The sequence below is a fragment of the Paenibacillus sp. 22594 genome, from assembly GCF_052044425.1.
Lineage (GTDB): Bacteria > Bacillota > Bacilli > Paenibacillales > Paenibacillaceae > Paenibacillus_AQ.
Window position 1 is genome coordinate 79,568 of record NZ_JBQENA010000015.1, and the last position, 23,880, is coordinate 103,447.

Consider the following 23,880-nt stretch of genomic DNA (forward strand, 5'->3'; position numbering starts at 1 on the left):
CCCGACTATTTCTTCACTGACGCATACCACTCATTGACTTCCTTGGCGCTGGCTTCACCACCGGCGGCATTGTATTTCTCAACGAATGCGGCCACTGCATCCACTGATTCCTCGCCTACAATCACTTTTACAGCAAAATCATTGATCATCTGATTCAGCGAAGCGTTGTTCTTGGAATACTCCGGTAAGGACGGAGCCAATGCCAGCGGATCAGAGATTCGGAATTCCGCCGGAATTTCCTTGTTCAGGAAGGTGAAACCTGCGAACAAACGCGGGTCTTTCTGCACACGGGCCTGCCAGTAGACGGGATACAGCTTCTCATCAATTCCGGTCAAATAGTTGCTCGCCAGTCCGCGTTCATCGGTAAACAGGGGCAGAATCGGGCTGTACACACCGTCTTTGTAAGTGAAATGCTTGCCTTCCTCGCCAATGGCGATCAGCTTGAAGGTTTCTTTGTCCAGCTTGGCATTGATCCACTTGATGGCATCCTCCGGGTGTTTCGAGGATTTCGGAATAAAGGTCAGCCGGTCAAAGCCGCCACTCATCCCTATACCCGCCTGCCCATCCTTACCCTTCAAAGCTGGAACATAAGCATATTTGGCATCCGGGAAGTTCTTGGTCAGGGCATCTGCAATGCCCGGGATGTCATACCAGGCAAGCGGGATCACGCCGACCCGGCCGCTCGTGAACTTTTCCTTTAGTGTAGCATCTTTATTCACTGCAAATTCTTTGTCCAGCAGTCCCTGCTTATACAGATCAGCCATATAGCTCAGATACTCCTTGAACCCCGGATGCACCGGTGCCGCAACCAGCTTCCCATCCATTACATTCCAGCCCGTGGCGATGCCGAAAGCGCCAGTTACATTAACCATCGTGGCCAGTGCGCCATCTATGGAGAGCGGCGCACCTTTGTCACCGTTGCCGCCCGGGTCTTTTTCCTTAAAAGCCTTCAGGACTGCGGTTAATTCATCCAGTGTTGTGGGCATCTTAAGGCCAAGCTTATCCAGCCAATCCGTACGGATCATCAGACTGCTGCCGGCAAACTCCCCGGCCCGGTTCGGAATAGCGTAAATTTTGCCGTCCACCTTCATCGCCTCAAAGGATTCTGGGGAGATAGAGGCTTTGATATTCTCGCCATACTTGTCAATCAGCGGGGTCAGATCCACGAGAGCACCCATCTTAGCATAGTCCGTATAGACCGCCTTTTCCCCCGTGATGGTAATGACATCGTAAGGCTCCGCGGAGGAGATCAGCAGATTCAGCTTATCCATGGCCTTGTCGGCTGGCAGCATCTCGTATTTGACCTTATATCCGGTTTTCTCCTCCACCACTTTGGCCAGTGTGTATGTGTTGTAGTCATCCTTCGACCATAAATTAAGCGTCTTCAGCTCCGGTTTGGCGCTTTCCGTTTGCGTGCCAGCCGTTTGCTCCGCTGCACTTCCGGCTGCCCCTTCCTTGTTCGTATTGCCGGATGAACCACAGCCGGCTATCGATGCCACAAGCCCTGCAGACAGCATAAGTGTCAGCCATTTTCTATTTATCATATGAATGAAACCTCCCCATAAGTTCTGAAATCTTAGGTCAGCCCTTAACCGAGCCAATCAGCACCCCTTTGATAAAATACTTCTGCATAAACGGATATACGAGCAGTATAGGCACCGTAGACGCGACGACTGTAGCAGCGCGGATGCCCTCGGGGGACATATTCATGAGATCGTCTACACTTTTATTCGTGAGATTTGCACTGTTTGCATCCATTACCACATCCTGCAGATACAATTGCAGTGTCTTCAGTGCGGTTTCATTAATGTAAATCATCGGGCCAAAATAATCATTCCAATAACCCACTGCATAGAACAGCGCAATCGTAGCGATCACCGGCATACTAAGCGGAAGGATGATACGGAATAAAATAGTGTAGGTCTTCGCTCCGTCGATCCGTGCGGATTCCTCCAGTGCTTCAGGGAGGCTTTCATAATAGCTTTTGATCACCAGCATGTTGAACACGCTAATCATTCCCGGGAGAATCAGCACCCACAGATTATTGACCAAATGCAGCTGCCGCATCAGCAGATAATTGGGAATCAGTCCGCCGCTGAAAAGCATCGTGAAGATGAACAGCACCATAATGAAGGAAATACCGGGCAGATTGCGTTTGGATAGCGGATAGGCTGTAAGCGCCGTCATAAGAATGGAGATTAGCGTACCGATAGCAGTAACACCGACGGAGATGCAGAAGGCCCGAATGAACATGGATGAGGAAATGACCTGCGTCAGCGTATCGAGCTGGAACCCTACAGGCAGAATGCCGACTTTGCCGGAGGTGATTGCCCACTCTTCGCTGACCGCTTTGGAGAAGACACTTGCCAGGGGCAGCAGCATAATGAGTCCGATGGCAATCAGAAAAAGATACACTCCGGTATCCAGCAAAAGATCCCCTTTAGTCCGTTTGGTCATGGTTGTCCTGCTCCTTTCCTCCTCACCAGATCCCGCGCTTCAGCAGCTTGCGGCTGAGATAATTGCCGGAAACAATGAGAATAAAACCAACGACTGAGTTGAATAATCCGACTGCCGTACTGAAGCTGTAGTCCATTTTGCCAAGACCGATCCGGTATACAAAGGTTCCGATAACATCAGCCGTCTCGTAGACCACCGGATTGTACATCGTGAGAATCTGTTCGGTCCCGGCATCCAGCACGGAGCCCAGGCGGAGAATGAACATTAGCACTACAGTAGGCAGAATCCCCGGGAGCGAGATATGCAGCATTCTGCGGATTCGGCCCGCCCCATCTATGGAAGCGGCTTCATATTGTTCCTGATCAATCCCGGCGATAGCGGCAATGAAGACGATGGCATTCCAGCCTACCTCCTTCCATCCGGCAGTGAAGACCACCAGACTGCGGAAATACTGGTTGCTGACAAAGAAACTGACCGGCTCTCCGCCGAACCACTGAATGATATTGTTGACGAGCCCTCCTGAAGTAGAGAGAATCGTCACGAACAATCCGGATATAATGACCCAGGACAGAAAGTGCGGAAGATAGATAATCGTCTGAATGGTTCGTTTGAAAAACATCAGCCGGACCTCGTTCAGCACAAGCGCTATGATAATCGGAACGGGGAACAGCAGCACGATCTTATACACGCTGATCAGCAGCGTGTTCATGAATACCTGTCCGAACTCCTCGGACTGGACCAGCTTGTGGAACTGCTCCAGCCCCACCCATTCACTGCCTCTGATGCCGTCAAAAATATTAAAGTCCTGAAAGGCGATCAGCACGCCATACAAAGGCGTATATTTGAAGAGCAGCAAAAACAAAAGTCCGGGGATCAGCAGCATATAATAGTCCCGGTTCCTCCAGGCTAGTCTCCACTTACTGGCAGACCTGCTTCTGGCTGCGGCTGCTCTGCTCTTCGGGTTCAACTCCGTGGCACCTGCGCCCAACTTCAATCACCTCCATATGCTTGTGAGTTGATTATACTGAGGAACGGGGCACGGCTAGTAGAGGGTAATCTGATTATTTCTGGTCTCTGGCGACTGTAAATGCGGATGGGTTTATTCCGCCAGGGTCGCTTTGACGGTAACTCTTACAGCAGTGCCCTTTCCGGGCTGCGTATCGATGGATAGACCGTAGCGGTTCCCGGCAAAATAACGGATTCTTTCATTTACATTGTATAATCCGAACGACCCGTCCAATCCATCCGCCCGCTGCCCGGCGGCAGGTTCGAACAGCAGCCGGTTAGCCTGCTCCGGTTCCATACCGATTCCGTCATCCGCAACCGTCAGCACAATATCACCATTCTCCAGACGTGCCGAGATCTCTATCGTTCCCTGCTTGTTTTTCGTCTTACGGATACCGTGCAGCAGTGCATTCTCCACCAACGGCTGCAGTGTTAGCTTGGGAATGATATATGTCAAGAGCCCCGGCTCCGCCTGAATGGAGAACGTGAACGTAGACGGAAAACGGTTCTGCTGAATCTCCAGGAATACCCGCGCCAGCTCTAATTCATCGGTAATGCTGACGTTATCGCGGCCTTTGTTCAGACTTAACCGGAAGTACTGTGCCAGCGCCTCGATCATTTCGCTGGTATCCTCCGCATCATGGGAGATGGCCGACCAGTTGATCATATCCAGGGCATTGTAGAGAAAATGCGGATTGATCTGTGCCTGCAGCGTCCTCAGCTGGGCTTCCCGTTCCTGCATCTTCGCCTGATAAGACTCTTCCATCAGGTTATTGACCTTATGAATCAGGTGGTCAACGCTGCGTTCCAGCAGCCGGAAATCCCCGTCCGGCATCGACCGGCGATCCTCCAGCCACCCGATGCCCTCCTTGCGGATCATCCGAAGGATCATCTGCACCCGGCGCTGCATGCCTTGGATCATGAACATCAGGAGCACAAACACCAGAACAAGAAACATTACCGTAATACCTGCCAGAGTGGCAATACTGGTGAACTGGCCCAGCGCCGTGGCGCGGTGCGAGATCTCCGCTTCCGATACCTGCGCCACCAGCTTCCAGCCTGTCGTCCCAATAGTGGTGAATACCACATTCACGTTATCTCGGCCAATGGTTCTTTTTATAATGCCTTCTTGGGTATGGCTGATCCCGCTAAGCAGTTCTTCAGGAAGGTGGTTCACAGTCTGTCCCGAACCTGCCTCTGCCTTTGCATCAGGATCCACACCTTGATCCGGCCCATCTGTTCCATAGATCAGCTTGCCCCCTCCATCAAGGAGGAACGGTGCATATTTGTCCGAGAAATGAAGCTCTGACACAATCTCCTGAACCATAGTTTCGGATATATCCATCACCAGAATGCCGACGATTTCCTCGTAGTCCCGCGGGTTGCGCAGCAGACGGGCAGCAGAGAAAATATTTTTTTCACCATAATCGTTATAAATTTCAGGATAAACCCCCGTCCAGACAATCCCACCGCCAGCTTCCTTTACTGCTTCATACCAGGGGTATTGATCCATATCCGATAAAGGATACAGATTAATCCGGTCACCGCCATATATCCGGGAAGCATCGGCAAAAAAACGCAGACGGAAGATATCCTGATTCTCCTGGGCGGTTTCGGCCAGGTTCCGCAGCTCCTTGATCTGCCCCAACTGGTCGGTAATTTTGTTTTTTTGCAGCAAATTGTCGTACAGAATCTGGTTCATGAAGACGGAATTGCTGCTGTCGCGGATATGGTTCAGCTTATAGGACAGGTTCATACCCGCCTGCTTCAGAGTGAGCTGCATTGTGCGGGTCACTTCCTTCTCCAGCATGTCATTGGATCGCTGATAAAAGGAGCCCAGCATAATTGAAACCGGCAGCAGAATGAGCAGTACATAGGCAAACAGCCATTTTCTCGCAGCAAGTATTCCCTGACCCAAGCCAGTCAGATAGGCCCAGGCTTTTTTCATCGTACACCCCTCCCGGTCTTCACGGCTTGTTCCCGCAAGACTTCCGACGCCGTACTCATTTATGCAGCTCCCTGAATGCGCTTGGTGTACTTCCGGTTATTTTCTTGAACAGCTTGCTGAAGTGGCTGGGATCGGTATAACCCACCGCATAACAGACCTCATATAATTTATTCTGCGGATTTCTGAGCAGATGTTTGGCCTGCTCTATGCGCACCTTGGTCAGATATTCAAATAAGGTTTCTCCGGTTTCCTGCTTGAACAACAGCCGGACGTAGGTCGGGCTTAGATATACACCTTCGGCGATGTCGGATGCGCTCAAATTCTCCGCATATCTCTGCCCGATCAGCAGGCGGACCCGTTCAATAACCTCACTGGATTTTCCACTGCGTTTCATAAGAGAGTACTCACATACCTCCTGCAGATATTCAGCGGTATAATGCAGCAAATCCCGCATCGTTTCCTGGCGCATGACCTGTTTCCAGGCTTCCATTTCCTTCTGCTCCCAGTCTTCTGTCATACCGTTCAATTCAAGCATGACCTGCCCGGACTGTAAGATCAGGTGCAGACTTACGTTCTGTGCATAACGTGAGCCATGCCGCCGGTTCTGCTCCAGCCGTGCAAAAATCTGTTCCAGCTCATTCAACGTTCGCTCCCAGTCCCCGGATCTCAATGCCGAGAGCACCCGTTCACCCCACTCTGCTTCGTACCGGTACTGAAGATAATCTCGAGACTCCAGCTTATCCATTGTCAGGATACGATTTTTGCCCAGATACCATTTCTGGTCAGCTGCACCTCTCGCCTGTTTATAGGACGATGGCAGCTCCGACAGACTGTCCACCCCTTCACCCACCCCGATAGTTACACTGAGCTTCAGCCATTGCCGCAGATTGCCGCGGATGGATTCCGCCAGTAGCAGCAGCTCCTGCTCCGGAGACTGAACCTCCTCAGCCTCTTCCGGATTTCCGTCCTCCAGCTGCGGGGTCAGCAGAATACCCACATATTCTCCAGGCTGCTTCTCAAAGGTAACGCCCCGCATCTGCTTGTCGATTAACTCCTGTATAATATTCAGCACAGTATAAGACAGCAGCTGCTTGTCCTGTTCGCTCCGGGTATCCAGCACCTGTGGCACATCATCAATCATAATGACCACAACCATGTAATCGCTTGCAGATAATAGCGGCAAATCCAGGAACTCCAGCTTCTCCCGGATATGTGCCGGATTGATGCTGTCACTAATGACGGACAAGAGAAACCTTTCGCGCAGCAGCGGCAGGCTCTGGGCCAGTTTAACCTGCATCTCCTTCACCCGGCTTCGTTCCCGGTCCTCCGTATCAAGCGACTCTGTAACCTTGCTCATGACAGAGACAAGCTCTTTGCGGCGGATGGGCTTCAGCAGGTAATCTACCGCATGGATCTGAAGAGCAGACCGCAAATAATCGGCATCGTTATGCCCGCTGATGAACACAATCTTGGCAAAAGGCAGCAGCGTACGCACTTCCGCTGCCATCCGGATTCCGTCCATCGCTGGCATTTGTACATCCGTCAGCACGATATCCGGCTTCAGCTCCTTGATCAGCTCAAGTCCCGTATCCCCATCATCCGCTGTTCCAATCAGCTCGATCCCCTGCTCTGTCCAGTTCACATAGTTCAACAGACCGTTCAGTACCGACGGCTCATCATCCACTATGATTAGTGTTTTCATGGGCATGCTCCTTTCTGAACCCGTTAGTTATCCTGTCGTCTTCTACATAAAAAGTGGTTCTCCTTCCTCAAAGGTAAATGTTGTAACTAAGAATTTTATAACTTCAGCTTATAAAAAAGGAAAAAGGAAAAAGGAAAACGCCCGGTTTCCCGGGCGCTTCATCATTTCTGCTATTTAGCTGTCAAATCGTAGGCGAAGCAAGCCGCGGCCTCCACCTGCCTGAAGCCCTCTCCAATATACAGTGCCTTGGCACGTTCATTTTCCGCATTTACACACAGTACTGTCTGCGTATAGGCCTGTTCTTTGGCGAACCGCAATGCCGCTCTCAGCAGAATCCTCCCCAGTCCTTGCCCTTGATACTCAGGCAATACAGCGAGTGGTCCAATGTTCATGATCGGAGTTCCTTCGTATTCATCGTCTGCACCACGGACAACGCCGACCGCTTGGCCATTATGGTGAAGGATCATGAGGCCCCCTTCAATGTAATCCTTGCGGGAGATCATCTTCGTCACCATTTCCGGTGTGGCCGGTGTTTCGCTCCCTTTCAGTTTGGCGAAGCCTGAATTTCTCACCTCGCACCAGACAAGCTCATCGGTTCCAGGCCGAAAGGGCTTAATTTCGTATCCGGTGGGCAAGCTGAAATCAGGAATGGATTCTTCATTCCGGACAAGCAAATAGGAATAGCGCTCCACGGCAAATCCGGCAGCAAGTATATTCTGCGTCTCTTTTACATTCACCGTTGGCACAAATATATCCAGCTTATCCAGACCTGCTGTATGCCGTAGAATGGCTTGCAGCAACTCCTGGTAAATGGCAGGTTCAGCGGTATCCGCCTGAAAAATCCGAAAACGGCCTTTTCGCCCTCTGCGGTTATAGTCATTCAAAATTAGCGAAGCGGCCGCAACCAGTGCTCCCTGCTCATTTATCGCCACATAGGTGGGGTTCTCTTCCGACAGTTCAAACTCGGCAAGCTGCTCTTCATATAAAAAGGAATCATCAATATCCGGCCGGTGTTTCCGGCAAAAGTCCAAAAACTCGTCTCTTCTGTGCTGACTTAACGCTTCAATATTCATTTGCTTATCATCCTTCCAGCCTGTTATACTGCTGTTCTAAAAATATCAGAAGTTCAATCAACCGAAAAGGGTAAAAACAACTATGAACCATTGTATCATTGCTGCCATTACCAAAAGTCCGCTGAGAGCCTCACTATATCATTTCACCAGAGCCAGCAACCTGCAAGGTATGGCTGCCCTGGATGGGATCTTCGCATCCGCCTTGCTATACCCTAAATATGCCAACGGCATTCGCCGGACTGAAACACGAGAGGCAGTCTATAATGGCCAGCTTGCAGTGCTGAATGCCCATCTTCGAATAACCCCCGAGGCTATGAAAGCAGGAACGACGGCTGAACAGTTCCGCACCTGTCTGGACCGCCATGTCTTCCTGTGGCCAACCGAACGCGACTGTATGGCTATGGCGTCCATGTACTCCCGGAGGGAACCAGGCGAGACCTTTGCCATTCTGAAATTTGATGCCCTTAAGCTCTTAACGGATCACTTCGACCATATCCGTCTATCCAAATATGATTCCGGGAGCTCTCCCCGATACCCGCACCGGATGTCCTACCGCAAGAGCTGTGAGATGCTGCTGCCCATCGGACAGTTCATGGCAGAGAGTGGGCCGTCGATTCCGGGAAAGCCCTCCGAGATCAAAGAGGTGCTTGTAGAGTATTCACTTACTCCGTTAAGCCGCTATCTGCAGACGGTGTACTGTTCCAATCAGGAGCTGGTGCCAGCAGCTTGGAGGGCCATCCATGAACCTCTGGTTTTGCCTGCAACTCCGCATTCCTAAGCAATGTGAGATCATTCGAGCATAAAAAAACAAGCATCCCCTCAAAAGAAGGGATGCTTGTGTAAACCGTAGTGCGGTCAAGAGGACTCGAACCTCCACGATATTGCTATCACTGGCACCTGAAGCCAGCGCGTCTGCCAATTCCGCCATGACCGCATATTCAATGACTTACTTTCGCAGTCACAAGATAGATCATACCATTCGAAAATGACTAAGTCAATATTTTTATGCGATTATTTTTAATACATAAATTTTTGTATAAATATTGCTTTTATTTGCGAATACGGGGTATAATGAGAACAAAGGTTCGCATACTATAAATGAGGTGATTTATATGGCGACTACCAAGAGAAATCCACTAACTACACCAACAATTCCCGAAGATATAACCAAAGACGAAACGTCCCTTGTCAGAAGCTATTTGCTGCTTACGTTCATTCATAAAGTATTTGAACGCGACTGCCGGGTCATCGGCAAGAGCGGATTATTCAAGACACCGCAGCTGTACATGGAGCTGGTATCCGGTGCAACAAAGAAGACCTCACTGATGCTCCAGGAGGTCACCCGTGAGCTTACCTCGCATCATCTGAAGATCACGACCATCCGTCAAGATCAACGGGGTGTAGAGGCCCAGTATTCCTGCCGGGGATACGTTGGCGAGATGAATATCCCTTGGCCCGGATTCCGTAATGAGATGATGTTGCGGATGCGTGCTTACCTCGGCCTGACACCTGAGCTAACTGTTCTCCCCCGGGAAGAAGCTGTGGAGCAGATGGCGTTATCCATATAAGACCTGTACTTATCATAAGAAACAGCCCCCTCCGCTATGGAGGGGGCTGTTCTTGCTAGGTTTATACATTATACATTATACATCCCCCGGCTCTTGTCTGGGTTCGGCAAAGGGCTGGTACACATAGTTACGGTCAAGCTTCACTATCCGCTTATTGGGACGGCGTACCATCACCTGAGACTCGTCCCAGGCAAGCACAATACCTTTTACATCATTACTCTCCAGTGCATCGCGTACAACACGGATCTTCTCACCGGAAATCCGGTAGGCATCCAGCTGTTCGTCACTAATCATGAAGTTCAAGTCTCCTTTCAACACATTGCTAGCCTTATCCACCCGTGAAAAAGACCCCAATGAGTAATCATTCGGGTCTAGTTACTTGCAGTTCTAACCTTATATCTTATGAAGTTCTATATCAGCGCTTCATTCTTCTCAAACCAGAAGTCAAGAACTTTAGCGGACATCACACGTTGTTCCAAATATTCCACCTGATGATCAGTGAATTTCTGTCTCCAATTGAAGGACAATTCTTCACACAAACTTGTGATCGTCAAAAGTTCAGACCAAGCGACGTAACGTTTGTACCAGAAAAACTGAGGATGTTCAATCATATAGGGATACAGGTCGTCGAATTCCGTATGTTTGCAATCCAGCGCACGCTCGAAATGATCCTTGGCCTCGGTTAGTTTATCAATAAAAAATTGCTCTGTCACCGGTTCTTTCCCCATTGTGACGCCTCCTCTCTCATGTCTAATTTTTATTATAAAGGAAAACTTATAGAGTGAAAAGCAGTTGTTAAAAAAATAGGCTAAGTTCCTCTTATTGTCACCCTTTATTCGTCAAAGACAATGGTTCCTTCACTAAGAGACATAATCCGGACAAGTGACTCCAGACGGATACCCTGTTCTCTAATGGTTCTGGCTCCGGCCTGGAAGCTTTTCTCCACAACTACACCGAGTCCGACCAGTTCGGCGCCGGAGCGCTGAATGATTTTGATGAGACCGCGTGCGGCGTCGCCATTTGCGATAATATCGTCAATGAACAGCACCTTGTCGTCCGCAGAGATAAATTGGCGGGAGAGCATGATGTCTGTAACAATGCCTTTGGTGAACGAAGGCACTCTCTCGCACAGTGCGTCCGGATCAGCTAACAGTGTTTTTTTGCGGCGGGCAAACACCAGAGGCACCTTCATTTCGTAAGCGGTGGCAAATGCCACGGCAATACCCGAGGATTCCACGGTAACCACCCGTGTAACTCCAGCATCAGCAAATCTCCCGGCAAACTCCCGTCCCATTTCCATCGTCAGCATAGGATCAACCTGGTGGTTGAGCAGCGCATCCAGCTTCAGCACCTGATCGGAAAGGACAACCCCTTCCTGCAAAATCCGTTGTTTCAATAATTCCATGACTTTGAACCTCCATTACCCTTTATAATTCCAGACGTTCCACTGTAATAACCCTATATAAGCATTAGGCGGAAGTCATGTCCTTCTGCTCATCATCATAACCTGTACTATATGGACTGCACAAGGCTATCCTTTGGCACAGCCATTTTTATCTTTGCAGCACAATTAAGGAGGGGAGCCATGAAATCCCATGTCCGTACTCTGCAAATCGCTTTCACCTATATTGGCACCATTGTAGGTGCCGGATTCGCCACCGGTCAGGAGATCCTTCGGTTCTTTACTAGATATGGGCACTGGGCAGTGCTGACCATCCTGCTCTCCACAGCCCTGTTCATCTGGCTCGGCACCAAAATGATGATTATCGGCCGGCGCATCGAAGCAGACTCTTATGAGGATTTCAACCGCCATCTCTTCGGTGAGCGCGTCGGCAAAAGCATCAGCCTGTTCACGATGATCATCCTGATTGGCGTCAACAGCATTATGCTGGCCGGGGCAGGAGCTATTTTCCAGGAGCATCTCGGAATGCCCTATCAGGCGGGACTCCTGCTGACGATTCTCGGGTCCTATCTGCTGCTGAAGCGTGGGATTTCAGGCATCCTGCAGATCAACAGTCTGGTTGTGCCGTTAATGCTTACTCTGTCGCTAATTATAATTTTTAATACGCTGGGAGTGCCGGGTGCAGATCGCTTCTTGTTTCTGCCGACGGATCACAGCCCCTTTAGCGCCTGGATGTCGCCGCTTCTCTACACTGCCTTTAATCTGGGCATGGCACAAGCGGTACTGGTACCGCTGGCCCGGCATACGAATGATGAGACTGCACTGCGGAGAGGCGGCATTCTCGGGGGGATTGGCATCGGCTTCATGCTGCTTGCTGCACATTTTGCCATGAGCTCACAGATGCCGGGCATTCTTCAGTTTGAGATTCCAATGGGCAGCATCGCGGTCCGCCTCGGTCCAGTGGTGCAGGGGATCTATCTGATGCTGATATTCATGGAGATCTTCAGTACCTTTGTAGCTGATATTTATGGCGTCGGTACACAGCTTCAGCAGCGTCTGCCCATCGCCCCCGCCCTGGTGACCCCGATCCTCATGTTAATCTGCTATGTGTTCAGCCAGTTTGGCTTCAGCTCGCTACTCTCCATTTTCTATCCCATCTTCGGTGCTGTGTCTCTGGTATGGGTCGTAATGCTGCTCCGAGCTCCGATGTCGCCGCCTCCAAGAAAAGGTGATCCCCCTGCCACGGACATTAAAGGGACCACGATTGTTGCCGTTAAGCCAGTGATCCGGATTACACGGAAATAGCTGCTGCCTGTGGATAACGGCAGGTTGTATATTGGGAACCGAAGGAAACCTTGCAATGCTGAACTTTGGAGCAATAAACCGGACGGGCTGCTCAATACGGCAGGTAATGCGGATTGGGGATGCCCGCGGGTGGGGCTCATTCAAAGGTATTTTTACTTTTGAATATCCCGATTCCTGCGGGTAGGGCCCATTCAAAGGTATTTTTACCTTTGATTACTCCGATTCCGGCGGGTGGGGCTCATTCAAAGGTATTTTTACCTTTGATTGTCCCAATTCCCGCGGGTGGGGTCCATTGAAAGGTATTTTTACCTTTGAATATCCCGATTCCGGCAGGTAGGGCCCAATCAAAGGTATTTTTACCTTTGAATATCCACATTCCTGCAGGTAGGGCCCAATCAAAGGTATTTTTACCTTTGATTGTCCCATTTCCGGCGGGTGGGGCTCATTCAATGGTATTTTTACTTTTGATTGCTCCGAGCGTCGCCACCGAAAGACCCTCACAGGCATATCTTCGCTTGCCTGACGGTAAAATCCGCATTGCTGTGCTCTAGACGGAGATTACCGAGGCGGCGGGAATAATCCGGGATGCCGCTTCAGTCACATGTCTGTGACAGGTCATCATGATGATCTGCCGGGTTGCTGACAGTTCTCCAAGCAGGCTAAGCGCCGCATGCAGCCGGCGTTCATCGAAATTCACAAACAAGTCATCGAACAGCAGTGGAAGATTCGCCTGATGTGTCATCGTCTCCGCAAGAGCAAGCCGGATGGCCAGATACAGCTGCTCTGCCGTACCACGGCTAAGCAAGCCGCTGTCAAGCAGTCCAAGGTTCTTGTGCTCCGCCTTCAGCTCTTTGTTGCCGAGCGTCATTACTACCCGATGGTACTCACCTTCGGTAAGTTTAGCAAAATATTCAGAGGCCAGCCGCAGCACCTGCGGCTGCTTTTCCTGTTCATAGATACGGCGCGTCCTCCCCATCAGCTCGGCAGTAAGTGCAGTCACCGCATATTGGCCTGCTATTCCTCTCAGCGCCGCCCGTTGTTCTTCCAGCTGCTGGGGGACTGAGTCCTCCATCCCCCGCTCCTTCAAGTATTCCCGCTCTTGCAGGAGCTTCCCGCGATGCTGAAGCAAGGCATTACGGTCTTCCTCAATGCGTACCGCAGCCTCTTCCGCAGCATTCCTTTCCTGTTCCAGAGTGTACGAATCGTAATGCTCCAGGAGGGCCAAAAGCTCAGCCGTGGATCGAGTCTCCCAGCCTCCGAACATGGCCAGCTCCCATTGACGGATCAATTTCGTCAGCTCGATGCGCTGCTGCACAGCAGATGACCGCCGCAGAAAATCCTCTGCGTCCGCAGCACCGCCCTCGTGCAAGAGTTCGCCGGAGCGCCGCGACAAATCCTCCAGGTCCCTGGTGCTCAGCGCCAGCTCTTCCTGAAGCTCCAGCAGCCGTGCATTCATCCCTTCCCGGCGTAGGACTTCCATATGCAGCAGATCCCAATCCCGCTTTCTCAGTTCCAGCCAGCTGAGGAGGGATAATCCGCCTGTTTCAAACGGTTGTGAAAGCGAAAGAGCAGTAATGTCGGGAGCTGCACTATCCAAGTCTGAATGCTCAAATTCGGCCAATACAGGCGTAAAGGCCATATGTGGCCGGTTCGAGCCAACTAAACCGTCTAAGATTGGGTCAGAATGCGCTAATTCCATCATTGAATCGCTGCTTGACGGCACCCCCTCGTGATCTGAATCAGCAGGCGCCACCCAATCCACTCCAGCCCCTTTCGTCTGCCCAGCTCCGGCTTCAATTATCAGTGCCAACACTTCCTGCTCAAAAACAGAGCACTCCGATTCCAATGTTCTGAGACGCATTGAAAGTTTGTGCTCCTGACGCAGCAGCTCGTTGCCCTGATCCACCATCGCGAAGATATCGGGCAGTCCTTCGGGCGACAGCCCTTCAGGCAGCTTGCGTTCCTGCAGCCACTCTTCATAGCGTCCGGCCAGCTTGGTGAAATCCGCCTCGGCCTGTTCTAATTCTGCGGCGAGTGCACGCTCCTGACCCGACAGCGAATCCACCTCTATCCGGCAGGCCTCCCGTTCGGCAGCCAGCCGTTCGATACGCTGCCGCCAGGCGTTCCAGGCCTCCATGAGCCTGCGAAGCTCCTTCATTCCAGCCTCCAGCCCGCTTGCATCAGGGCTGGCGCTTTCCGCCGGCCGTCGTCCCGGCCGGCCAAGCCCGCTCTCCGGCTCCGCGCCGGAGAGCAACAGCCCGCGCAGCCGCCGCATCTCCGCTGCGGCTGCATTACCCGCCCCGCCGCCATGCTCCGGCGGGGCAACGTCTGCCCTGCGCTCCGCGCGCAGGGCAGCCCACAGGGCCAGGTCCGCTGCGGCCAGCAGGCCGAGCGCGGCCCAGGCGCTGACCGGCGGGGCGCCGGTCAGCCACAGCGCTGGCGGCAGCAGCAGCGTAAGCGCTGCGCCCGCCAGCAAGAGGCGCCGGTAGCGCTGCGCCCGGCGCCCGTCAGCGCCGCTGCCCGCGGCGCCGCGGCCGCGCAGCGGCTCCCCGCCGAGCTGCGCTTCGCGCCAGCGCTCGGCAGCCAGCTGCAGCTCGTCCCAGAGCTGCAGCAGTTCACGCGGGCTGCGCGCAGCGAGGCCCGCAAAATCGGCGGCACCGGCGGCGTGCTCGCGCGCCAGGGCCCGTTCTGCCGCCTGCAGCGAAGCAGCGGCAGCGGCTAGGCGGGAGCGCAGCGTCTGCCGCTCCGCTTCCCGGGCTTCCATGCGGCGGTCATACGCGCTGAAGCCCGCCGCAAAGCGCCGTGCGGCTTCACGATCCGCCGCCGTTCCAGAGAATCCGGCCAGTTCGGCGGTGCCCCAGCCTGCACCGATTCCGCGCAGAACCCGTTCCAGGTGCCCCTCCAGTGCTTCCATTTCCGCTGCAAGACGTTCCGCTTCAGCTTTCTTGTCCTCATAACTGCTGCGACGGCGGTCCAGTGCTTCAAGACGCGGTCCCTGCGACTGAAGAAGCGCGTCTGGCAGATTCTTCGCCAGTTCAGCGGCAAGCTCGTTGTACTGACGCTGAAGACGGAATACCGTAGCTTCTGCGCCGCGCAATTCCAGCTGCAGCGACTGCCAGCGGGAAGCGCCATTCTCCGGAAAAGAAGGGATTACCGGAAGCTCCGCAAGCTCGAGCCGGGCTTCGCTCCACTTCAGCCACAGCTCACGAATCTCCTGGGCTTTGCGCGTCACAGTCAGTCTGCCAGCTGCCGACCGGCGGTGCTCTTCCAGCTTCGCCAGTTGCAGCTCCGCGGCTTCCAGAGCCGCTGTGTTCTGATTATAGCGCGGCAGATAGGAACGGCTTTCAGCCGCCTCCCTCTCCAGCTTCTCAATCGACTTCAGGATTTTGGCTGCCTCCTGCACCTTGCCGCGCGGCTTGTAGAGCTTATCGGCCTCCTGCTGCAGGCGCCGCTCAGCCCGCATAATTTCTCCGCCGCCTCCCATCCCGGCATGGAAGAGATAGCTGCTCATTTCCTCAGATTGCAATGCACCTAGCTCTTGCAGCTCGTCTAGTGAGACAGCAAACAGCTGACGGAACATGCTCCGGGAGATGCCCCCGAGAAGTCGCCGCTCCATTTCTGCCTGGCTCCGTTCTTCGGTTGTTCCGTCCAGGTGGCTGACGGTGATGTGCAGCTTTTCACTTCTGCCTTGTACCTCTCCACCTGCCATATACCGGCGGATCCTCCAAAGTGAGCCTTCCCGGTCACGTGCAGCCAGCATTCCGCCATGTTGTCCCCCTTGAGCAGGCTCATAACGTTCAAGTAGATTAGCTCTCCCCGGAATGCCGAAGAGCATGGCACGGATGAACTGCAAGGTAGTACTTTTACCAGCTTCATTGCGCCCGTAGAGCAAGCTTATACCACTATCCAGCTTCAACTCCCGGTTATGCAGACGGCCGTAACCGCCAATCTGCAGCTCCTCGATCCTCATCCGGCATTCCCCCGATCTCCCTGAAAAGGCCTCTCCGCTCCTGCCCCTTCTGCCCGAATCTCGATTTCGCTTAAAATCCCAGCTTCTGCATGATCATCCATGCCGGCAAGCAGGGTAATTCCGAGCTCCGCCGCACTTCTCAGCCAGCCCAGCTTCTCCTCTTGAGAGGCAGAAGCGAGCATCCGGCGCAGTTCCCGGTTCTCCATTAGAGGTTTAAGCGCACGGTCCATCAGTTCATCCAGCATGCTTGAGGACTGTTCACTCTGCCTTGCCAGCCGCAGCATTTCGCCAAGGAAGCTGTCCTCCTGAGCCAGACGCTCCCGGTCGATAGCAAGGCCTGTTTCCAGCGCAAATCCTTCCGTCCACACCAGACCAGCGTACTCATTGCGTTCTGCACGCACAACCTCCCGCCGCTGCAGCTCAGCAAGCAGATCCTCTGCGGCACCTTTCTCCGCCAGTACTCTGTGCACGGGCCCTCTTCCTGTCAGCCGGAAGCGCACCACTGACATCCGTTCCGGAAGCTCATCCCTGATCTCCTCAACCCTCTTTTCCACGGCCTCAGTCCACTGCGCTTCATCTACAAGTCCTTCAATGGAGAGCTCACGGACATGCCAGCGGACAGCATCCAATTCGTGAAACTGGAGGGACGCCCGTCCTTCCTGATTCACATCTACGACATAACATCCTTTTGGTCCAGTCTCTTTGACACTGCGCCCCTGGATATTTCCGGGATATACGATCGGCGGCTGCTCATGCAGAATACTGCGTTTATGTATATGTCCCAGTGCCCAATAATCGTAACCCCGGCCAATCAGATCTTTACGGCTGCAGGGTGAATAGGTCTCATGCTGTAAATCTCCATCGACATTTCCATGCAAAAGAGCGATGTGGAACAGCTCGCTTCCCGGCAGGCGTTTAAACTGCAGGGACGTATTCTCCGTCACTTTGGCCGTAGGGTACGATATTCCACTGACTACAGCCACCTCTTGACCGTCACTGCGTCTTAAGGCAATCGCTTGTCCCGGTTCCCCGCTGCCAAATACGGTCACATGAGCCGGAGGCTCCGACGAGAGACGCGGCCCATCGAGCGGATCATGATTGCCATGAATCAGGAATACAGCGATACCGTGTCTGCCCAGCTCCTGAAGCGCCTCCTGAAAGCGCAACTGGCCCTGAAGTGAAGCGTCAGAGATATCGTAGACATCTCCGCTGATGACCACAAAATCAACCTTTTCCTGAACAGCTACGCCAACAAGCCGCCCGAGGGCGGCGAAGGTGGACTCCCTTAAGTAGGAGCGGATCGTCTGCGGAAGCTGTGCCAGACCGGCAAAACGGCTGTCCAGATGCAGGTCTGCAGCATGCAGGAAACGAAAAGGAATCATAACCTCACCCTTTCAATCCCGGCTGATACTGCAGATATGTTTTTTTGAGCTCATTGGCTACCCGTGTCAAGGAATACAAGCTTTTGGCTTTATCCCAGGCTGAACGCGACAGCTCGTAACGATAGCCCGGATCGGTGATCACCTTTTCCAGGGCTTCTGCCAAGGCCAGCTCATCATCGGGATCAACCAGCAACCCGTTTACCCCGTCTTCAATCTGTTCCGGAATCCCGCCTACATTGGTACCTACCAGCGCCAGACAGCTGAGTGCTGCCTCTGCAAAGACCGACCCGAACGCTTCTGCCCGTGACGGCAGTACAAAAATATCAAAAAACGGCATGAATTCTTCCGGGTGCAGGGTATATCCATAAAAAATAGTTTCATTATAAATACCGAGATTCTGCGCCAGCAGCTCGAGCTCTGCACGGCAAGGGCCATCCCCGATAATATGGAGCACATATTCATGATTGCGTTTTTTCAGCTCGGCGCACGCCCTGAACAACGTGTCGATTCCTTTGGCCGGTACGAGACGGGTTACGGTTACCAACTGCGGAATGTCGTTGTCATGCGGCACCGGCTTGAATCTTTTTTCGTCAAAGCCGTTCGGAATGACTCCAACGCCGTCCGGCCGGTCAATATAGGGAGCCAAGTAGTCGGCAAATGAGCGGGACACGGTCATCAACCGGTCGCTGACATGCTCCAGCTCACGGTAAATCGAAACGAGAAATTGATGCTCCAAGCCACCTTCAATAATCGCTCCATTCAAGATCAGCTCACGTTCATAGCTGGAATGCAAGGTTTGAATAAGCGGGATCTCGGGATAAATCTTTTTCATTGCCAACCCTGCAATCGGATGATGGGCATGAATCAGGTCGTACTTTTTGGTCATGCGCAGCTTGGTCCACCATATATAATCCCTGTAGGTTTGAATATATTTTTGCACAACCGGGCTTTCGCCATAGAACGTCCAGTCAAAGGTTTCAAAACTAATTTCTTCGTGGCCTTTGCCCCGGATGCGCTTAGGCAGCCAGAACAAATCCATTTCCCAGCGGCTGGAACGAAACCGTTCCTGTAGATAAGGGATCATGGAAGATACACCGCCGGGTTGTTCCGGAGGGAAGAATAGCGCTTGCAGCAAGTTCATAAGGCACATCCCCTTTACAATTGCCCTGTATACGGTGAGACCCGGCAATTATGATATAGTTATATATGTAGATTTACAGGTACGGTTAAGGTCCCATACCTTGATTTTATCGGTATCCACCTGAAACAGCAACTAAGAAGAACCCGAAACTATTCTTAGATTTTAACTAGAGGAGAAATGATGTATGAATGAAGAACGGCTGCCCGCTGCTTTTACTGCCGGCATTAGAGAGATGCTGGGGCAGGAAGCGGACGCTTTTCTGGAGAGCTACACTGCGCGGCGGACCCAGGGTCTGCGGTTTAACACGCTAAAAAGCACCTCCGCCTCAGGCAACGCAGCAGCGAAGCTCGCAGGAATCCAATTTGGTCTGACATCCGTGCCCTGGTGCTCTTCGGGATATTATTACGAGGAACCGTCCCGGCCGGGACGGCATGCATATCATACCGCCGGATTATATTATATTCAGGAGCCCTCCGCAATGTCCGCAGCCGAACTGCTGGCACCTCAGCCCGGTGAAATTGTACTTGACTTAGCTGCCGCACCAGGAGGAAAAACCACCCATATCGCGGCTCTCATGAAGGGACAAGGCCTGCTCATCTCCAATGAGATTCACCCGGAGCGGGCTAAAATACTTGCGGAAAATGTGGAACGCCTCGGCATTCCCCACGCCGTTGTAACGAGCGCTGCCCCGGGAGATCTCTCCCGCCGTTTCCCTGGGACTTTTGACCGGATTATGCTGGATGCCCCCTGCTCAGGAGAAGGCATGTTCCGTAAAGACCCTGCAGCCATCGGCGAATGGTCCCCGGAACATGTAGAGATGTGCGCGTCCAGACAATGGGATATCCTGCAGGATGCCTACATTATGCTGAAGCCGGGGGGCATTCTGGCTTACTCCACCTGCACTTTCAACCATAAGGAGAATGAAGATACGATATCAAGGTTTCTGGACAGCTATCCTGATATGGAACTCATCGAAACAAAACGTCTTTGGCCTCATCTGGAAAAAGGCGAAGGCCATTTCGTCGCCTTGCTCCGTAAGGAGGCTTCCGAAGAAGCTGCGCCAATCCGCAATAAACGCGGTAGTGGCCGAAGCAAAACCGGACCCAAGCTGCCTTCCTCCGTCCGCGATGCCTATCAGCAGTTTATGAACTGGGCGGCTGGCGAGCTGCCGGGGTTTACCGGGCAGGGTATACCTCTGCTCTTCGGAGAATCCCTGTATCTGCTCCCGGAAGCGTTCAACACCAGCTTGCATACAGGCCTCTTGGATGGCCTGAAGGTGCCGCGTGCAGGACTGCACGTTGCGCATCTGAAAAAAAACCGCATTGAACCGGCACATGCCCTGGCCATGGCACTCCAGCCCGAACAGGCGGCACGCAGCTACGATCTGGCAGCAGACAGTCTGGATCTTCAGGCCTGGCTGCGCGGCGAAGGTCTTCCTGTTCCTCCTGAGCTGCACGGATGGACGTTGGTAACCGTGGACGGATTGCCTGTTAGTTGGGGCAAAGCCAGCTCCGGGCAGTTGAAGAACCATCTACCCAAGGGGCTGCGTATACTAAGATCCCAGAACGACGAGGAATAGCGGCTGACCCGTTCACCCTACGTTACTTCGCATAAGCTGTTACTAATCGTATGAAAAATCCGCCACAGAGAAAAGGATCTCAGAGCGGTATAATAGGCCGCCTGAGATCCTTCCATTAAATATATATTAAAATGAATTAGAATACCTCGTAATTATGACCATAGTTATTATCCCAATACGTTTGTCCGCCCGTTGTATACGAAATCGAATATTTAACATTTGTTGCACCCGGAACATTGAAACTGTAGCTCCAGTTCTCAACACTATTGAAATTATTCATGGAACCAGAATAAGTGGCTAAGCCCTCACGAGTCGTTGCCCAGTTGTCCGTGGTGTACAGTATTTTTACTGTTTTCGTCGGATTCAGGTTTTTCACATAGATATTTCCGGTAAATTCACCATTACTCAGAGTACTATTTGCGTTAAGCACATTTGGTGCTCCCAAAATTACAGATCTCAGGGGAACTGTATAATTCACTTCATTGTAATAGTTCGCTCCCTCGTTGTTATCCCAATAGATCTGGTTATTCACTTCGTATTTAATCGCAAATTTGATGAAGCTCAGATTCTTTAACTCTAAATGATCTGTTGAAGCATCCGTTCTGGAAATTGCAAAATGCCATTTCTCACGGTTTACATCCCCTGGACCAACATAAGATGCAGTCGTATCATACCAATTTGTATTATCTGTCGTGTAATGTACACTCACATTCTTCACAGGTCCCAGATTAGCAACATCAATATTGCCGCTGAATCCAACATATCCAGGTTTATAAATAACGCCGACATCCGAGTCAATAAGCTTGACCTCATTACCGCTGGCAAATGCCGATCCGGCAAAAGATACACCAAAAATCAGAGTAAACATCATCAATCCAGCAAAAAGTTTTTTCATTGCTTTCACAGTTCTCTCTCCTCGAATTTTAAATTTTTACACCTGAGTCTGAGCCGACAAGGAAGACATACCTTTGTATGCGTTGTTCTTCTTACATCCCTCCTTTAATGTTTTTTGAAAATAAAATGTAACTTCCGGAAATACAATCATTTCCTTTTAATACAATAACTTTTATTGAGATCTCTGTAAATAGTAAATAAGTAACATATTTTATATATAAAGTAATATCGCATTTTGTCAAAAAGAGTCTAAATTACAGGAATGGAGCATAAAAAATCCCTTGAAGACAATTAACATTCTCTTCAAGGGATTTTATTAAAATGCAATATAAATGGGCCCACATAAAGCTTAATCTTGTAGATTATTCAAAGAAAACCTTGTTGACCACATCGGCCTTTTCTTTTTTTTCTGTGATGAACCTATCCGGTTTCGTAGTTGACCGCTCCGAACATCTTGGCTCCATCGTGCCTGCGCTCTTCCTCATGATCCCAGAAATAAATTCTACCTGTAAACTCATCATCCGTTCCAATACAGAGCACATTACCTCTAGGATCACTACCAATTGGAACAAATCCTATAGGGAGTCTATCTTCAAAAATCCTCACGATATCTGGTCCCTGTTCATCCGATATTTTGAACATTTTCGGTATAGGGCGTCCCTCGTTATATTCGCGTAAAAAACTTCTGTACTGTTCCGAGAGAGGTTATTCAAACTCCTTCACTACGGGTAAATTCTTGATGGACTCTCCATCCTCGACATGGTGCCATCCATAACCTTCAGGTGGTTCATCTAACTACTGCATTGTTATAAACTTCTCTTCTCTCAGAAGGCTTCAGACTCTTGATTTTGTCTTACTCAGCCTGAGTACTTATTCCAGCCTTTTTACCGTCCATATCGTCTGCTTTTTTGATTCGCCCATTAGCCAGCAACACCCACGGATTAACTTCTCCGTAGAGTAGAACATGATCTCCCTTGCGCTCTAGCTGAACCGCTTGAACTTGAACTTCTGCAGAATCCGGTCCACCAGACCCTGGAGCTTTTTGGCCCCCTTCATAAGCCCTTTTTGCAGGCTCTTGATGCCTTTGACTCCTGCACCCGCTACGGTCTTTGCAGATACATCGTGATACGGACAAAGTCCTATTCTTCGCATAACACCTTTACTTGTGTTATTGGTTGAATTATGGGTTTATTCGGCACTAGTTCCCCCTTATAGGTTACCTTTCCTCTTTGCACAAATGAAGGTATTGACCAAACTCAGGGAATACATCCCAGTTTTTTTCTAGACTATCTCTACTCTCACGTTCCTCAACAGAGTCAGTCTTAAAATCTCTTTTTTCCATCGCTATATAGCCATCTTCTTGATAGCCTAAAATTAAACTACTTTCTTCTTTGTCGGTATCTTCTTCATACTCCCAAAACATGACTGTCCTTAAAAAAAGTTTGCCATTACCCAGTACTTCAAAATCATAGTTTAAATACTTGCGAATTACTTCATCATAAAAACCCACCGAAACCCAACCACTTGTCACATTTACTATATACTTGGGTTTTTCGTCTTCAGTTATAACTGCAGTATATGATTGTTTATTTTGATGATATAAAAATGCAGTGTGTTCATCAAAAAGGTTCCAAGGCTTTTTTTTGATGTCCGACCATTCGTCACAATAATAAATTTTCATAATCAATTATACACCTTCCCATTTATATCCTTAATTAGTATCCTATTCTTCGTTGCTTCATCAAGAATTGTTTGTGGAATTGGTTTGTTTTGGATAGGTACTTCCAGTATCAATTGACCTTTAAGTTGTCCACCTTTAAGAGCATTTGGATTAAAAACACCCTTCGATATTTTTGAACCGGAAGAATATTTTTGGGTAAGTTCTTTCAAATAACCTATAGCCGTACTTTCTTTAACTTCACTTAGTTGGGTAAACTTTCTCGATACTATTTGCTTATTGGGAACATATGAGTCAACTACGTACTTTTTGCCCCCCGCTTCTTTTGCTTCCAACTCTACTTCATTATAGGGGTAATGAGGGCGATTCTCCTTATTAAAATTATTTCCGGCTTCCCATCGCTCTTTAATCCAATCCGGAATGGTTTTCTTCGCAGGTGCAGTTTCACCCGTCCCCTTAACGCTTTTAAAATCAATCTTGCTTTTATCTCCATCTGCATTCTTAGAGATATTTTCAAGTTCTGTATCCTCTAGCTTACTGAGTTTACTATATTCCGCATCACTAAGCTTGATCGGTTTCTTGCCATCGAGTTCAAGTTTCTTTAATTCCTTTTCAAGATTCTGCTCCTTGATGTCCCGCAGTTCCCCGTCAATCAGCAGCACCCAAGGATTAACCTCGCCATATAGACGGATATGCTTACCCTTGCGCTCCAGCTTGAACCGCTTGAACTTGAACTTCTGCAGAATCCGGTCCACCAGACCCTGGAGCTTTTTGGC

The 23,880-nt window shown here is 50.9% G+C and carries 20 protein-coding genes, 1 tRNA gene and 1 pseudogene; 4 read left to right on the forward strand and 18 right to left on the reverse strand.

Annotated features, from left to right (window positions below):
- Nucleotides 1–5: 5 nt before the first annotated feature.
- The 6 genes from ACTJKB_RS29035 to ACTJKB_RS29060 all read right to left on the reverse strand — a co-directional run bounded on the left by ACTJKB_RS29035 (nucleotide 6) and on the right by ACTJKB_RS29060 (nucleotide 8,185).
- Complete coding sequence (locus ACTJKB_RS29035; RefSeq protein WP_440837772.1) at nucleotides 6–1,544, reverse strand: extracellular solute-binding protein; 1,539 nt, start codon at nucleotides 1,542–1,544, stop codon at nucleotides 6–8.
- Between the two features lie 37 nt (nucleotides 1,545–1,581).
- Nucleotides 1,582–2,457 carry a carbohydrate ABC transporter permease gene (locus ACTJKB_RS29040; protein ID WP_440837773.1) on the reverse strand — a complete coding sequence of 292 codons (876 nt, stop codon included), beginning with the start codon at nucleotides 2,455–2,457 and terminating at the stop codon, nucleotides 1,582–1,584.
- Between the two features lie 22 nt (nucleotides 2,458–2,479).
- On the reverse strand, nucleotides 2,480–3,340 hold the full coding sequence (locus ACTJKB_RS29045) for an ABC transporter permease (protein WP_083607059.1): 861 nt from the start codon (nucleotides 3,338–3,340) through the stop codon (nucleotides 2,480–2,482).
- 216 nt (nucleotides 3,341–3,556) lie between these two features.
- Nucleotides 3,557–5,410: a cache domain-containing sensor histidine kinase gene (locus ACTJKB_RS29050; protein WP_440837774.1), complete on the reverse strand. Its 1,854-nt coding sequence runs from the start codon at nucleotides 5,408–5,410 to the stop codon at nucleotides 3,557–3,559.
- A gap of 55 nt (nucleotides 5,411–5,465) precedes the next feature.
- Complete coding sequence (locus ACTJKB_RS29055) at nucleotides 5,466–7,112, reverse strand: response regulator (RefSeq protein ID WP_440837775.1); 1,647 nt, start codon at nucleotides 7,110–7,112, stop codon at nucleotides 5,466–5,468.
- Nucleotides 7,113–7,282: 170 nt separating this feature from the next.
- A complete protein-coding gene (locus ACTJKB_RS29060) occupies nucleotides 7,283–8,185 on the reverse strand; it encodes a GNAT family N-acetyltransferase (RefSeq protein WP_440837776.1) in 903 nt (300 codons plus the stop codon).
- Between the two features lie 82 nt (nucleotides 8,186–8,267).
- On the opposite strand from ACTJKB_RS29060, the gene ACTJKB_RS29065 reads away from it, so the two are divergent.
- Nucleotides 8,268–8,963 carry a DUF7002 family protein gene (locus ACTJKB_RS29065; RefSeq protein ID WP_440837777.1) on the forward strand — a complete coding sequence of 232 codons (696 nt, stop codon included), beginning with the start codon at nucleotides 8,268–8,270 and terminating at the stop codon, nucleotides 8,961–8,963.
- Between the two features lie 72 nt (nucleotides 8,964–9,035).
- Here the strand turns inward: ACTJKB_RS29065 and ACTJKB_RS29070 are convergent.
- Nucleotides 9,036–9,119 (reverse strand) — tRNA-Leu (locus ACTJKB_RS29070).
- 178 nt (nucleotides 9,120–9,297) lie between these two features.
- Here ACTJKB_RS29070 and ACTJKB_RS29075 point away from each other — a divergent pair.
- Nucleotides 9,298–9,753 (forward strand): hypothetical protein, encoded by a 456-nt coding sequence (locus ACTJKB_RS29075; protein ID WP_440837778.1) that lies wholly within the window; start codon nucleotides 9,298–9,300, stop codon nucleotides 9,751–9,753.
- 75 nt (nucleotides 9,754–9,828) lie between these two features.
- Here ACTJKB_RS29075 and ACTJKB_RS29080 read toward each other — a convergent pair whose 3' ends face one another.
- From ACTJKB_RS29080 to ACTJKB_RS29090, 3 genes are all read right to left on the reverse strand, one after another.
- A complete protein-coding gene (locus tag ACTJKB_RS29080) occupies nucleotides 9,829–10,047 on the reverse strand; it encodes a hypothetical protein (RefSeq protein ID WP_440837779.1) in 219 nt (72 codons plus the stop codon).
- 116 nt (nucleotides 10,048–10,163) lie between these two features.
- Nucleotides 10,164–10,481 (reverse strand): hypothetical protein, encoded by a 318-nt coding sequence (locus ACTJKB_RS29085; protein WP_039309077.1) that lies wholly within the window; start codon nucleotides 10,479–10,481, stop codon nucleotides 10,164–10,166.
- A 104-nt stretch (nucleotides 10,482–10,585) separates the two neighbouring features.
- Complete coding sequence (locus ACTJKB_RS29090; protein ID WP_074085100.1) at nucleotides 10,586–11,158, reverse strand: xanthine phosphoribosyltransferase; 573 nt, start codon at nucleotides 11,156–11,158, stop codon at nucleotides 10,586–10,588.
- Between the two features lie 180 nt (nucleotides 11,159–11,338).
- Between ACTJKB_RS29090 and ACTJKB_RS29095 the strand changes: the two genes are divergently transcribed.
- Nucleotides 11,339–12,460: a YkvI family membrane protein gene (locus ACTJKB_RS29095; RefSeq protein WP_440837780.1), complete on the forward strand. Its 1,122-nt coding sequence runs from the start codon at nucleotides 11,339–11,341 to the stop codon at nucleotides 12,458–12,460.
- 547 nt (nucleotides 12,461–13,007) lie between these two features.
- Here the strand turns inward: ACTJKB_RS29095 and ACTJKB_RS29100 are convergent.
- The 3 genes from ACTJKB_RS29100 to ACTJKB_RS29110 are packed head-to-tail and all read right to left on the reverse strand — an operon-like array spanning nucleotide 13,008 to nucleotide 18,953.
- A complete protein-coding gene (locus ACTJKB_RS29100) occupies nucleotides 13,008–16,430 on the reverse strand; it encodes an AAA family ATPase (protein ID WP_440837781.1) in 3,423 nt (1,140 codons plus the stop codon).
- Nucleotides 16,427–17,812 (reverse strand): metallophosphoesterase family protein, encoded by a 1,386-nt coding sequence (locus ACTJKB_RS29105; RefSeq protein ID WP_440837782.1) that lies wholly within the window; start codon nucleotides 17,810–17,812, stop codon nucleotides 16,427–16,429. Before ACTJKB_RS29105 ends, ACTJKB_RS29100 begins: the two co-directional genes overlap by 4 nt.
- 4 nt (nucleotides 17,813–17,816) lie before the next feature.
- Complete coding sequence (locus ACTJKB_RS29110) at nucleotides 17,817–18,953, reverse strand: glycosyltransferase family 4 protein (protein WP_440837783.1); 1,137 nt, start codon at nucleotides 18,951–18,953, stop codon at nucleotides 17,817–17,819.
- A gap of 184 nt (nucleotides 18,954–19,137) precedes the next feature.
- Here ACTJKB_RS29110 and ACTJKB_RS29115 point away from each other — a divergent pair, with 184 nt between their 5' ends.
- On the forward strand, nucleotides 19,138–20,532 hold the full coding sequence (locus ACTJKB_RS29115) for an RsmB/NOP family class I SAM-dependent RNA methyltransferase (protein WP_440837784.1): 1,395 nt from the start codon (nucleotides 19,138–19,140) through the stop codon (nucleotides 20,530–20,532).
- Nucleotides 20,533–20,668: 136 nt separating this feature from the next.
- On the opposite strand, the gene ACTJKB_RS29120 is transcribed toward ACTJKB_RS29115, so the two are convergent.
- From ACTJKB_RS29120 to ACTJKB_RS29140, 5 genes and pseudogenes are all read right to left on the reverse strand, one after another.
- Entirely contained in the window at nucleotides 20,669–21,427 is a 759-nt protein-coding gene (locus tag ACTJKB_RS29120; RefSeq protein WP_440837789.1) for a hypothetical protein, read from the reverse strand.
- Between the two features lie 419 nt (nucleotides 21,428–21,846).
- Nucleotides 21,847–22,116: pseudogene (locus ACTJKB_RS29125) on the reverse strand (SMI1/KNR4 family protein); the annotation flags it as partial.
- Nucleotides 22,117–22,407: 291 nt separating this feature from the next.
- Nucleotides 22,408–22,578, reverse strand: coding sequence for a hypothetical protein (locus tag ACTJKB_RS29130; protein WP_440837785.1), 171 nt, complete (start codon nucleotides 22,576–22,578; stop codon nucleotides 22,408–22,410).
- Between the two features lie 64 nt (nucleotides 22,579–22,642).
- Complete coding sequence (locus ACTJKB_RS29135) at nucleotides 22,643–23,107, reverse strand: hypothetical protein (protein WP_440837790.1); 465 nt, start codon at nucleotides 23,105–23,107, stop codon at nucleotides 22,643–22,645.
- 2 nt (nucleotides 23,108–23,109) lie between these two features.
- The coding region (locus ACTJKB_RS29140) for a hypothetical protein (protein ID WP_440837786.1) at nucleotides 23,110–23,880 on the reverse strand (771 nt) is incomplete at its 5' end.